Annotated in this window: 10 protein-coding genes; 8 read left to right on the top strand and 2 right to left on the bottom strand. The window is 66.5% G+C overall.

Translation table 11 applies throughout. The annotated features are described in order from the left end of the window. The 8 genes from A9X03_RS12340 to A9X03_RS12305 form a co-directional block, all read left to right on the top strand. Window positions 1-1,323, top strand: a 1,323-nt coding sequence (locus A9X03_RS12340) for an MlaD family protein (protein WP_068261263.1), incomplete at its 5' end; no start/stop codon positions are given. Further along, on the top strand, window positions 1,320-2,375 hold the full coding sequence (locus tag A9X03_RS12335; protein WP_067753875.1) for an MlaD family protein: 1,056 nt from the start codon (window positions 1,320-1,322) through the stop codon (window positions 2,373-2,375). The genes A9X03_RS12340 and A9X03_RS12335, both read left to right, overlap by 4 nt. Continuing rightward, complete coding sequence (locus A9X03_RS12330; RefSeq protein WP_067753878.1) at window positions 2,368-3,414, top strand: MCE family protein; 1,047 nt, start codon at window positions 2,368-2,370, stop codon at window positions 3,412-3,414. The genes A9X03_RS12335 and A9X03_RS12330 overlap by 8 nt, the downstream gene beginning before the upstream one ends. After that, window positions 3,411-4,526 (top strand): MCE family protein, encoded by a 1,116-nt coding sequence (locus A9X03_RS12325; RefSeq protein WP_067753889.1) that lies wholly within the window; start codon window positions 3,411-3,413, stop codon window positions 4,524-4,526. The genes A9X03_RS12330 and A9X03_RS12325 overlap by 4 nt, the downstream gene beginning before the upstream one ends. Further along, a complete protein-coding gene (locus A9X03_RS12320) occupies window positions 4,526-5,752 on the top strand; it encodes an MlaD family protein (protein ID WP_156670080.1) in 1,227 nt (408 codons plus the stop codon). The genes A9X03_RS12325 and A9X03_RS12320 overlap by 1 nt, the downstream gene beginning before the upstream one ends. Beyond that, a complete protein-coding gene (locus tag A9X03_RS12315) occupies window positions 5,749-7,008 on the top strand; it encodes an MlaD family protein (RefSeq protein WP_067753895.1) in 1,260 nt (419 codons plus the stop codon). Before A9X03_RS12320 ends, A9X03_RS12315 begins: the two co-directional genes overlap by 4 nt. 24 nt (window positions 7,009-7,032) lie before the next feature. Continuing rightward, complete coding sequence (locus tag A9X03_RS12310; RefSeq protein ID WP_067753898.1) at window positions 7,033-7,716, top strand: hypothetical protein; 684 nt, start codon at window positions 7,033-7,035, stop codon at window positions 7,714-7,716. Beyond that, window positions 7,713-8,480 carry a mannan-binding family protein gene (locus tag A9X03_RS12305; RefSeq protein WP_082969739.1) on the top strand — a complete coding sequence of 256 codons (768 nt, stop codon included), beginning with the start codon at window positions 7,713-7,715 and terminating at the stop codon, window positions 8,478-8,480. The genes A9X03_RS12310 and A9X03_RS12305 overlap by 4 nt, the downstream gene beginning before the upstream one ends. Before the next feature lie 22 nt (window positions 8,481-8,502). Here the strand turns inward: A9X03_RS12305 and A9X03_RS12300 are convergent, their stop codons facing one another. Both A9X03_RS12300 and metH read right to left on the bottom strand, forming a co-directional pair. Further along, a complete protein-coding gene (locus A9X03_RS12300) occupies window positions 8,503-8,790 on the bottom strand; it encodes a hypothetical protein (protein ID WP_067753901.1) in 288 nt (95 codons plus the stop codon). Between the two features lie 34 nt (window positions 8,791-8,824). Continuing rightward, window positions 8,825-12,601: a methionine synthase gene (gene metH, locus A9X03_RS12295; RefSeq protein WP_068261260.1), complete on the bottom strand. Its 3,777-nt coding sequence runs from the start codon at window positions 12,599-12,601 to the stop codon at window positions 8,825-8,827. Between the last annotated feature and the right edge of the window lie 413 nt (window positions 12,602-13,014).

The raw sequence follows: 13,014 nt of genomic DNA, 5'->3' as shown, positions 1-13,014 counted from the left end.
CCCAACTACGTCCACATCGACCTCAAGGAAGAATTCGCCGGCTCGATCCCGGCCAACGTGACCGCGCGCGTGGTGCCCAGCAATGTCTTCGCCGTGTCGTCGGTTCAGTTGGTGGGCTCCCCGAACCGGGAGCGCCCAGCGGCAACGATCCGCGACGGGGCGCATATTCCGGAGGACAAGCGGCTTCCGACGGTGTTGTTCCAGACGACCGTGACGAAGTTGCGCGACCTGCTCGCCGCGGCGGGCCGCGACCGGGACGACCGGTCGGTGGGGATCCTGGCCGCGCTGGGCGCCGCCACCGATCACCGCCGCGTCAGCCTCCTGAACGCCGGCGCGCAATTGAATCGCCTTCTCGACCAGCTCAATTCGATTGTCAGCACCGACGCCGGCCCCTCGACGGTGTCCGCGTTGCTGGATGCGACTCGGGGGCTGGCGCAGACCGCCCCCGATTTGCTCGACGCGCTGCACCAGGCCGTCGAGCCGATGCGGACCTTCGCCGAGACGCGCGGTCAGCTGGCCGCGTTGCTGTCGGGCGCTGACTACACGGTCGGCACCACGCGCCAGTCGTTGGGCAACCATATCGACCAACTCATAGGGATCACAACCGATTTCACGCCCGTGCTCGGTGTGCTGGCGCAGAAGTCCAATAACTTTGTGCCCGCGGTCGCCAAGCTGGACAACCTGGCCAACCAGTTCATGGAGCAGGTCTGGAACCCGGTCACCAACCTCGGCAACATGCGCGCGATGCTGACGTTCACCCCCAGTTCCACCTACACCCGCGCCGACTGCCCCCATTACGGCGAGCTGAAGGGACCCAGCTGTTTCACCGCACCGCTGATACCGGTGCGGCCCGACCTTCCCGACGTCCTGCTGCCGCAGAACTATCAACCGCCCAAGGATCTGGCCCCGCCACCGGGCACGGTGATCGGCCCGGACGGAAATCTCGTCGCCGTGGGTCCGCCGCTGATCAACCCGAACCCCAACCTGTCCGATCCCAATCCCCCACTGCCCGCGGGGATCACGCCGTCACCGCCAGTGCCCGGGAGTGCGAACCCCGACAACCCGTCGCCGGGGGCGCCCGCCACGCCGCAGCCCCACGAACCGTGGGTCGCACCGGTGGCGCCAAAGGCACCGTGGATCCCGCAGGCGTCGTTCGGCGGGAACGTGGGACCCGTTGGGAGCCAGTACGAACGGAACATGTTGGGCGTGATCACCGGCGAGCCTGCGACCGCCGCCACCGAGCTGCTGCTGGGCCCGGTCGCCCGCGGCACGACGGTGTCCATCACCCATCCGCCGGCTCATCCGCCCGGGGAGGCCAAATGAGGTTTCGAGGCCCGCTCGTCGCGTTGACCCTGTTCATGGTCGTCTCGCTGACCTTGACGTGGCTGGTGTACGTCAGCCTGCGCCGTGACGTGGCCGGCAACACCGCCACGTATTCGGCGGTCTTCAGCGACGTCTACGGGTTGCGCGAAGGCGACGACGTCCGGATGGCCGGCGTGCGCGTCGGCCGGGTCGAAAAGATCGAGCTCGAGGGGAATCTCGCGAAGGTCTCGTTCGTGGTGCAGCAGGAACAACGGCTGTTCGGAAACACCCTCGCGTCGGTCACCTATCAGAACATCGTCGGCCAGCGTTACCTCGGGCTGTCCCTGGGCAGGGACGGCAGCCCGCAGCAGCTCCCACCGGGTAGCACGATTCCCCTGGAACGCACCGAGCCCTCCTTCGACGTCACCACGCTGCTGAACGGCTACGAACCGTTGTTCAGCCTGCTGAACCCCCACGACGCCGACAACCTCACCAAGGGCATCATCGCCTCGCTGCAAGGCGACACGTCGTCGCTGACCACGCTCGTCGGCCAGACCTCAACGCTCACAGAGACATTCGCGGGCCGGGACCAGGCCCTCGGCAGCGTGATCACCAATCTCAACAAGGTGATGGCCAACCTGGCCCAGCAGAACGACAACCTCGACGGGGTGATCACCCAGACCCGCGGCGTCGTGGGCGAGCTCGACGTCCGGCGCCCCGACCTGGTGGCCTCGGTCGGTTCGTTGGCCCGGGTGACCGACCGGCTGTCGACCGCGGCGACGGACGTGTACCCGGCGCTGCGCGAGTTCATCGACCGCCAGCCCGGTGCCACCAAACACATCATGGAGGTCGAACCGCAGGTGGCGTTCTTCGGCGACAACATTCCGCTGCTGCTCAAGGGGCTCGCCCGGGTCGGCAACCAAGGCGCCTACGGCAACGCCTACGTGTGCGACGTGAACTTCATGGGGTTCTTCCCCGGCCTCAACGACGTGGTGCCGATCATCGTCAACGCCGCGACCCCGGGCAATAAGGCGTGGCACAGCCCCAGATGCAGGAGCACGGCGGATGGCTGACGCGTCGGTGTGGCAGCGGATGAGGAAACGACCGCTGGAAAGCTACAACAAGACCTGGCTCGGGTTCATCGCCGTCGCGGTGGTCGCGGTGATCATCGGGGTGATGCTGCTCGTGCACGCGCTCGGCGCCGAATATCGGCACTACACCGCCGAGTTCCTGCAAGCCGCCTCGCTGCGGGCCGGCAACCCGATCGTGGTCGCAGGCATCCCGGTGGGCAACGTCACCAGCATGAAACTCGTCGGCGACCACGTCGAGGCGGGGCTGAAGATTCGGGACAACATCGCGCTCGGCAAGGATTCCCGGGCGCAGATCAAGGTCACCACCATCCTGGGTTCGCGGTACCTCTCGCTGGAACCCGCCGGCGCGGCGCACCTGCCCAACAACACCTTCGACCTGGCACACACCGAGGTGCCCTACGACCTGCAAGCCGCGCTGCAGGACGCCACCACCACTTTCGAACAGGTCGACTCCGACCGGTTCGCGCAGTCGCTCGCAGTGCTCGGCAAGCAGCTCGAAGGACTGCCTGCGGTTGTGCCGCAAGCGATTTCGAACATCCACACGCTCTCGTCGATCATCGCGCTCCGACGTGACCAGCTGGGCCAGCTGCTGCGCAGCACCGAACAGGTGACCAACACGCTGCGGCGTCAGCAGGCCGACATCGGCACCCTGGTCAACCAGGGCCAAGACCTGCTGGGCCAGTTCGTCGCGCGGCGAGCCGTTTTCCACGCGATGATGCAATCCCTGTCGAGCCTCGTCGACACCATGAGCCAGGTCGTGGTCAACGACCGGCCGGCCCTGGACGCGCTGATCAAGGACATGCGCGACTTCACCAACCTGATGTCCGGGCACGACGACCTGCTGCACAGCATGCTGCAAACCAGCCCGATCTTCTTCCGCGAGGCGGCCAACCTCACGGGTGACGGAAACGCGATCAACTTCAACGCCCCCAACGTCCCACTGATCGACTCGTGGATGTGCGCAATCAGCGGCCGCGCCAAGCAGTTCGGCATGATCCAGTACTTCAAGGATTGCAAGTGAAATCGCTCGCGTCGAAATCGGTGGCCGTCATCGCGGCCCTCGCGGTGATCGCCGCGGCCGCCGGCATCGGTTGGTGGTGTCTGGGGTCCGACGAGGACACGATTACCGTGACCGCCCAGTTCGACAGCGCCTCAGGCCTCTACGAGGGCAACGAGGTGGCGGTGCTGGGCATGTCGGTCGGCAAGATCACCAAGATCACCGCCAAGGGCGGCTACGTCGAAGTCGAATTCACCGTCGACCGCCACGTCAAGGTTCCCGCCACCGCGCAGGCCGTCACGGTGTCAACCTCCATCCTCACCGACCGCCAGATCGAACTCACACCGCCCTATCACGGCGGACCGACGCTGGAGAACCACGACACCATCGGGTTGCCGCGCACCAAGACGCCCGTCGAATTCAGCAGCGTCCTCAACGTTTTGGACAAAGTGACCAAGTCGCTCGAGGGCGACGGCCGCGGCGGCGGGCCGGTCGCCGACGTGCTCAACGGCGGCACCCAGGTCGTCAACGGCAACGGGGAAAGGATCAAGGCGGCGCTCGGCGAGCTGTCCAAGGCGCTGCGATTGTCCAGCGACGGTGGCGCGGCGACCCGCGAGCAGATCACCACGATCGTGAAGAACATCAGCTCCCTGTTCGATGCCGTGGCCGCCAACGACACCAAGTTGCGTGAATTCGCCTCCACCATCCACCAAGTCAGCCAGATCATGGCCGACGAGGACCTCGGCAGCGGCACCACGGGACGCAAACTCGACGAACTGATCCAACGGGCCGGCGACCTGCTCGACGCCAACCGCGACAACATCAAGCAGGCCGCCCGAAACGGCAACGCCACGCTGCAGACGGTGACCGACCAGCGACGCGACCTGGCCGAACTCCTGGACCTGGCTCCGTTGGTGGCCGACAACGCCTACAACATGATCGACCGGGCCAACGGCAGCGTCCGGGCGCGGTTTCTGACGGATCGGTTGCTCTTCGACAGCCAGTACACCAAAGAGATCTGCAACCTGATGGGCCTTCGGCAACTGGGCTGCAGCACCGGGACGATACAGGACTTCGGCCCCGATTTCGGGTTGACCTATGTGCTGGACGGCATGGCCGCCATGGGGCAGAAATGATGACCGCGGTCCCCCGGGGCATGCTGGCGGCGGCGGCCGCGGCGCTGGTGACCGCCGGATGCGCCACGAACGGCCTTGCCAGCCTGCCCCTTCCGGCCCCGGGCCTGGGCTCGGGCGGTTACTCGCTGAACGCCGTGTTCTCCAACGCGCTCAACCTGCCGATGAACGCCAAGGTGAAACTCGCCGGCGCCGACGTGGGGCAGCTCGAGTCGATGGTCGCGCGCAACTACACCGCGGTCACCCGGTTGCACATCAGGGACGGCGTGCAACTGCCGCGGGGCAGCACCGCCGAATTGCGAACCGCGACACCGCTGGGCGACGTGTTCGTCGCCCTGAAGCCGCCGGCGGCCGGTGATCCGGAGGCGCCGCTGTTGAAGGACGGCGACACCATCGGCCTGGACTCGACGGCGGCCGCCGCGACGGTCGAGTCGGTGTTGAGTTCGGCGGCGATCCTGGTGAACGGCGGGGCGGTGCGCAATTTCACCAACATCATCAACGGTTTCGGCAAGGCGACCGGTGACCAGGGCCAGGCGTTCGGGGACATGATCCGCAAGTCCAACGAGCTGCTCGGGACGCTGGACTCGCGCTCCGGCCAGATCTCGACCGCGTTGACCCAATTGTCGCACCTGGCCGACGAACTCGACGCCAAGAACCAAACCATCAGCGAGCTGATGGCGGCCGCCGGTCCCGCCACTTCGGCGCTGGCCGACAACACCGCCCAGCTCTCCGACGTCGCGATCCAGGTGGGCGACACCTCCCGGCTGCTGGCCCGGTTCCCGTCGATCGGCGGGACCGACACCAGCGGCCGCAGCATCATCCGCGACCTGAACACGGTCGCCGGGGCTGCCAATGACGTTGCGATGAGCCCGGATACCAGCTGGCTGGCGCTCAACCGGCTGATTCCGCCGTTGGTCAAGTCGACCGCGGGCAACTCGATTTCGGTGAACGTGGGCGTGGACAAGATCATGCTCGGATCGCTTCCCGATATCGGGTTCCCCGGTGACATCGGACTGCACGGGCCGCACCACTACAACGTGAACCTGCTCGTCGGCACCCTGAAGTACACCCTGTGGCGTCTGCAAGAACGGGTGGTCGGCCGCGGGCCGAATTCGCCACAGGTTCCGGTGGTTCCGGACCCGAACATCCCCGGCCAAATCGACGTCGCCCCCGGACCCCCGCCAGCACCATCGCCGCCGGCACCACCACCGCCGGGACCGCGACCATGATCCGCACCGTCGACAACGTCGCGAACGCCATCGTCCGGGCGGTGCGTACCGGTCACCGGCAACAGGTCTGGCTGTCGGTGGCCGGATTGGCGCTCATTCTGGTCGTCGCCACCGCCTACCTGCTCATCGGAGCGTTGCGGGTGAAACCTTTCGCATCGACCTACCGCGTCACCGTGCAGCTGCCGGAATCCGGCGGCTTGCTGCCCAACCAGGATGTCGCGCTGCGGGGGGTGCGCGTCGGCCGGGTCGAGTCGCTGCGGATCACCGATAACGGCGTGAACGCCATCGCCAGCATCACGTCGAACGTGCGGATACCGGCGAACAGCGTGGTGCACGTGTCGGCGCTGTCGCCGGCCGGCGAGCAGTACATCAACTTCGAGGCCACCTCGGACGCCGGGCCGTACCTGCACGACGGCAGCCTCATCACCTCCGACCGCACCACCGTTCCGGTCAGCCTGGCGCAGCTGCTCGGCGACGCCGACGGGCTGCTGGCCCAGGTCGACCCCCACAAGGTCGAGTTGATCAAGAAGGAACTCAGCCTGAGCAAGGAGGGCCCGGCGAAGCTGACCGCCATCGTCGACGGCGGTACGTTTCTGCTCTCCACGCTCGATTCGGTGCTGCCCCAAACCACCAGCATCATCAAGACCAGCCGGGTGGTGCTCACCCTGGCGAGCGACAAGAACGCCGGACTGGGCGCTGCCGCAACGGAACTCGACCGAACGCTGACGGGCGTGGCCAGGATGCAGGCCGGCTATCGCCGCTTGACCGGGCAAACCCCGCGCACGCTTTCCGCGGTCGACAACCTGTTCGCCGACAACTCCGACACGATGGTGCAGCTGCTGGGCAGCATGGCGACCATGTCGCAGCTGCTCTATCTACGGGTTCCGGCGCTCAACGCGCTCTTCCCCGACTACCGTGGGTCCGTGTTGGACGCGGTGGCGAGCGCATTTCACGATCACGGGGTCTGGGCGACGGCCGACCTCTACCCGCGCTATGTGTGCGACTACGGGACGCCGTCACACGCCTCCTCCGCCGCCGACTACTACGAGCCGTTCGTGTACACCTACTGCCGCGACGACGACCCCGCGGTCTCGATCCGGGGAGCCAAGAACGCACCGCGGCCGGGCGGCGACGACACCGCCGGTCCCCCGCCGGGTGCGGACCTGGGCCGTCGAACGGATCCGATCCCGCAGGGTCGCTACACCATTCCCACCCCCTACGGCGGCCCGGCTCTGCCGATCGAACCGCCGCACTGAGCCGTCAACCCATATCTCGAGGAGCTGATCGTGATCGTGACCACCAAGAAGAACCCGAAGGCCGAGGTGCGCGCCGAGGTGGAGCCGGACGACGAAACACCCCCAGTCGCAACCGAAGACGCCGAGGAGGTCCGCGTCGACGACGAACAGCTCGACGAAGACCGGCCGGACGAAGAAGACGGCGTGCTGCTCAAAGGCAAGCGGCGCGAGCCCGATCGCCGCGGGCGCCCCTGGAAGCACTACCTGCGTCGCGGCGCTTTGCCGGCGCTACTCGTTGCCTCACTTGCCGTTTCGGGTTTCCTCGGCTGGCGGCAGTGGCAGGAGCACCAGGTGAAGTTGGCCGGCGAACAGGCCCAGCAGGCCGCCATCGCCTACGCCCAGGTGCTGACGAGCATTGATTCGAACAAGGTCGACGACAACTTCAGGCAGGTTCTTGACGGCGCGACGGGCGAGTTCAAAGACATGTACACCCAGTCCAGCGTGAAACTGCGGCAGCTGCTGATCGACAACAAGGCGACCGCGCACGGCGTGGTGGTGGACTCGGCGATCCAGTCCGAGTCGACGAACAGGGTTGTGGTGCTGGTCTTCATCGACCAGACCGTCACCAACACGGCCGCGCCCGACCCGCGCATCGACCGCAGCCGGATCAAGATGACCATGGAGAAGGTCGACGGTCGCTGGCGGGCCGAGAAGGTGCAGCTGCTGTGATCCGCCGGATGCTCGCGGCGACGGTGTTGACCGCCGCCGCAACGGTTCCCACCACCGCCGTCACCCACGCGTCGGCACCCTCATTCTGCGGGGAGCTGGGCGGTGACTGGGACGGCCAGTACTGCCACACCTCGGTCACGTCGGAACGCAAGGCCGTGCGGGACATCAAGGTCGCCGTGCCCGACGACCTGGTCGACAACCCGACCACGGGCCCGGTGATCCGCGACTACCTGCACACCCTGGTCAACAACTGGAAGACCGCCAACTCCCAGATGGCCGCCGACAGCTATGGCGAGGAGAACTTCGAGGTATTCCGGCATCAAAACCTGCTCAGCGCGGTGTTCCACGAGGACTACCACGCCGACGGGCCGAAGTTCAACAACGCCTACCGGACCTTCACCTTCGACATGGCGAGCGGCCGGCGAGTGCAACTGGCGGACCTGACGACGTCGAACCCGCTGACCGCCATTCCCCCGCTGGCCCAACCGTTCATCGAAACAGCGCTGGATCAGGCGCCGCCGCAGCACGACCCGGGCAGCTACCCGTTCGTGATCGACCGCTGGACGCCGGACAAGGTCTACTCCGGGGCCTACAAGGCGTGGGCGGTGACGCCCGACGAGTTGATCCTGTACATGCCCGACTATCCGGTGGGGCACGATGAGCCGATCAACTTCACCCCCGGCGTCATGCAGTGGTACATGGACGGCGGGACGGTGCAGGCGCATGTCCCGCTGGCGGCCTTGAGTTCCGTGCTGCGCATCTAGCACCGGCGCCTCTGGCGTTGTCTCAGTTGGCCTTCCGACGGCGCAGCTCGATCGATATCACGTTGTCCGCGTGCTCGCTGAGCGTCTCCCGACCGTCGTGCTCGGTGGACGCGCGGTTACGGCGAGCCGAGAAACCGACGCTTGTCGCCAGATCGCCATAGTCCCAAGCTAAGTCGCCAACTTCGCGTTTCGTGCGGTCGAGCGCGGTGCACAGGGCTCCGACAATGCGGCGGACATGCAAGACCGTGACACTGACGGCCTCCACGGCGATGTCGGCAATGCGATTCAACTCTCCCTCGAGCATGAACATCCCTTCCCCTGAATGTCCCCTTGAGCCCTTGGGCTCAGTCCTCCGGGTTGTAGCCGAGGTTCGGGGCGAGCCAGCGCTCGGCTTCGGCCAGTGTCCAGCCCTTGCGCTTCGCGTAGTCGGCGACCTGGTCCTGGCCCAACCGGCCGACCACGAAGTACTGCGACTGCGGGTGCGAGAAGTACCAGCCGCTGACCGCGGCGCCGGGCCACATCGCCATCGACTCGGTCAGCTCGATGCCGGTCCGCTCCTTCACGTCCATCAACTTCCACAGCGTCACCTTCTCGGTGTGCTCCGGGCAGGCCGGGTAGCCCGGGGCGGGACGGATTCCTTGGTACTTCTCATCGATGAGCGCCTCGTTGTCCAGCTGCTCGTCCGGCTGGAATCCCCAGAACTCCTTGCGGACCCGTTGGTGCATCCGCTCGGCGAACGCCTCCGCCAGCCGGTCGGCGACCGACTCCAGCAGGATCGCGCTGTAGTCGTCGAGGGCCGCCTTGAACTCCGCGATCTTCTCCTGGCTGCCGAGCCCCGCGGTGACGGCGAAGGCGCCGACGTAGTCGGCCAGCCCGGTCTCCTTGGGCGCGATGAAGTCGCCCAGCGACCGGTTGGGGATGCCGTCCCGGTGCTCGCCCTGCTGGCGCAGGTTGCGCAACGTGGTCAGTACCTCGGTACGGGTGTCGTCGGTGTAGACCTCGATGTCTTCGAAACCCGGGCCGACCGCGTTCGCCGGGAAGAACCCGATCACCCCGTTGGCGGTCAGCCACTTCTCCTTGATCAGGGTGTCGAGCATCTGCTGGGCGTCGTCGTAGAGCTTGCGGGCGGCCTCGCCCGAGGCCGGGTTGTTGAGGATGTCGGGGAAGCGGCCCTTCATCTCCCAGGCGTTGAAGAACGGCTGCCAGTCGATGTACTCGCGCAATTCGGCCAGGTCGTAGTCCTGGAATTCACGTACCCCCGCACCGATAGCGGGCACCGGCGGCGTGTAGCCGTCCCACTCGATCGGCGTCCGGTTCGCGCGGGCCTTTTCCAGCGTCAGCATCGGCCGCTCGTTCTTTTGCGCGTGCCGTTCCCGCAACGACGCGTAGTCCTTCTCGGTGGCCTCCAGCAGGGCCGGACGCTGCTTGTCGTCGAGAAGGGCCGCCGCGACAGGCACCGAGCGCGAGGCGTCCTTGACCCACACCACCGGACCGCTGCGACGCGGCGATATCTTCACGGCCGTGTGGGCGCGCGACGTGGTCGCCCCACCGATCAGCAGCGGGATCTCGAGCCCCTCGCGTTCCATCTCGACGGCGAAGTTGGCCATCTCGTCCAGCGACGGGGTGATCAGCCCGGACAGTCCGATGATGTCGGCGTCGTGCTCCTTGGCCGCATCCAGGATTTTCTGGGCCGGCACCATCACACCGAGGTCGATCACTTCAAAGTTGTTGCACTGCAACACAACCCCGACGATGTTCTTGCCGATGTCGTGGACGTCGCCCTTCACGGTCGCCATCACGATGGTGCCGTTGGTGTCCTTCGCCGCTGCGGTCCCGTTTTGTTCTTTCTCCTCTTCGATGAAGGGCAGCAGGTACGCGACGGCCTTCTTCATCACCCGGGCCGACTTCACGACCTGGGGCAGGAACATCTTGCCGGAGCCGAACAGGTCGCCGACGACGTTCATCCCGTCCATCAGCGGGCCCTCGATCACCTCGATCGGGCGGCCACCCGCGGCGGCGATCTCGGCGCGCAACTCCTCGGTGTCGTCGTCGACGTGGGCGTCGATGCCCTTGACCAGCGCGTGCGTGATGCGTTCGCGGACGGGAAGGCTGCGCCACTCGGCGGCGGCGGGATCGTCCGTTTTCTCGGTCTTGTTGAACCGTTCGGCGATCTCCAGGAGCCGTTCGGCCGCATCCTCGCGACGGTTCAGGACGACGTCCTCGATGCGGTCCCGCAACTCCGGATCGATCGAGTCGTAGGGCACCAGCGCACCCGCGTTGACGATGCCCATGTCGAGGCCCGCCTTGATGGCGTGGAACAGGAACACCGAGTGGATCGCCTCGCGGACCGGGTTGTTGCCCCGGAACGAGAACGACACGTTAGAGATGCCGCCGGAGATGTGCACCCCGGGGAGGTTCTCCTTGATCCAGGCGCAGGCCTCGATGAAGTCGATGCCGTAGGTCGCGTGCTCCTCGATGCCGGTCGCCAGCGCGAAGCAGTTCGGGTCGAAGATGATGTCCTCGGGCGGGAAGCCGACCTCCTCGGTCAGGATCCGGTAGGCGCGCCCGCAGATCTCCTTACGGCGCTCCAGGTTGTCGGCCTGGCCCTGCTCGTCGAAGGCCATCACGACGACGGCGGCGCCGTACTTGCGGCACAGCCGCGCCTCGCGGATGAACTTCTCCTCGCCCTCCTTCATGGAGATCGAGTTGACGATCGGCTTGCCCTGCACGTTCTTCAGGCCCGCCTCGATGACCTCCCACTTGGACGAGTCGATCATCACCGGGACACGGCTGATGTCCGGTTCGGCCGCGATCAGCTTGGTGAACCGGTCCATCGCGGCGACGCCGTCGATCATGCCCTCGTCCATGTTGATGTCGATGACCTGCGCACCGACCTCGACCTGCTGCAGGGCCACCGACAGCGCGGTGTCGTAGTCCTCGGCCTTGATCAGGTTGCGGAACCGGGCGGAGCCGGTGATGTTGGTGCGCTCACCGATGTTCACGAACAGGGAGTCGTCGGTGATGTTGAGCGGCTCGAGGCCCGAGAGCCGGGTGGCGACCGGGATCTCCGGCAGTTCGCGCGGCGCCTTGCCCTCGACGACCTTGGCGATCTCGGCGATGTGGGGTGGCGCGGTTCCGCAGCAACCACCGACCAGGTTGACCAGGCCGGCCTCGGCGAAGTCGGCGATGTAGCCGGCCTGCCGCTCCGGGGTCTCGTCGTACTCGCCAAAGGCGTTGGGCAGTCCGGCATTCGGGTAGCAGGAGACGAAGGTGTCCGCGATCCGCGCCATCTCGGCGATGTAGGGCCGCATCTCCGGGGCGCCCAGGGCGCAGTTGAGGCCGACCGCGAGCGGCTTGGCGTGCCGGATCGAGTTCCAGAAAGCCTCGGTGACCTGACCGGACAGCGTCCGCCCGGACGCGTCGGTGATGGTGCCCGAGATGATGACCGGCCAGCGGCGTCCGCGCTCCTCGAACAGCGTCTCGACGGCGAACACCGCCGCCTTCGCGTTCAGCGAGTCGAAGATCGTCTCGATGATGAGCAGGTCGGCACCGCCGTCGACCAGGCCGTTGGCGGCTTCGAGGTAGGCGGCGACCAGCTGGTCGTAGGAGACGTTGCGGGCCCCGGGGTCGTTGACGTCCGGCGAGATCGACGCGGTGCGCGTCGTCGGGCCGATGGCGCCGGCGACGTAGCGGGGCTTATCCGGCGTGCCGTATTCGTCGGCGGCCTTGCGGGCCAGGGCGGCGCCGGCGTAGTTCAGCTCGTAGGCCAGCTCCTGCATGCCGTAGTCGGACAGCGAGATCGCGTTCGCATTGAACGTGTTGGTTTCCAGGATGTCGGCGCCGGCCTCGAGGTACTCGCGGTGGATCCCCTCGATGATCTGCGGCTGCGTCAGGTTGAGCAGGTCGTTGTTGCCCTGCAGAGCGGTCGGCCACTCGGTGAACCGATCACCGCGGTAGCCGGCCTCGTCCGGCCGGTCGCGCTGAATCGCCGTGCCCATCGCGCCGTCGATCACCACGATCCGCTCGCGCAGAGCGGCCGTCAGTTCTGCGGTGCAGTCGGGCCGGATGTCGGGCACGAAGGTCTCTGGCTCCGCGTCTTTTACAGGGACGTTCACGTGCATCCTTCCGTAGCGGAAGGCGCCCTTGACTCTGCCGAGCGTGGCGGATACCGGTGAGACCGGAGATCCGTTGCAACGCCTCTCGACCAGAAAAGTCTACGTCGTCCCCCGATCGACGTCTGGACGCCCAACTCATCGCCGCGATCGACAGCCCTAGGGTCCTGCCTGCGACGAGGTAGTTACCAAGGTTAACCAGTGTGAAGCCGAACGTATTTCGCCCTGACGGCGTCGACGCCTGCTGCCGATGTTCGGCGTTGTGGGCAGGGTCCCGTCAACCGTTCAAGGGCATTCCCTAGGACGATTATCCTTGTGGGGTGCGTGCCGTTCTGACCGTCGACGACATCGGCAGCAGGCGTCGACGCCGTCAGGGCGAAATACGTTCGGCTTCACACTGGTTAACCTTGGTAACTACCTCG

Source organism: Mycobacterium sp. E1715 (genome assembly GCF_001667625.1).
In the GTDB taxonomy this organism is placed as follows: domain Bacteria; phylum Actinomycetota; class Actinomycetes; order Mycobacteriales; family Mycobacteriaceae; genus Mycobacterium.
This window is presented reverse-complemented; position numbering and strand designations above follow the sequence as displayed.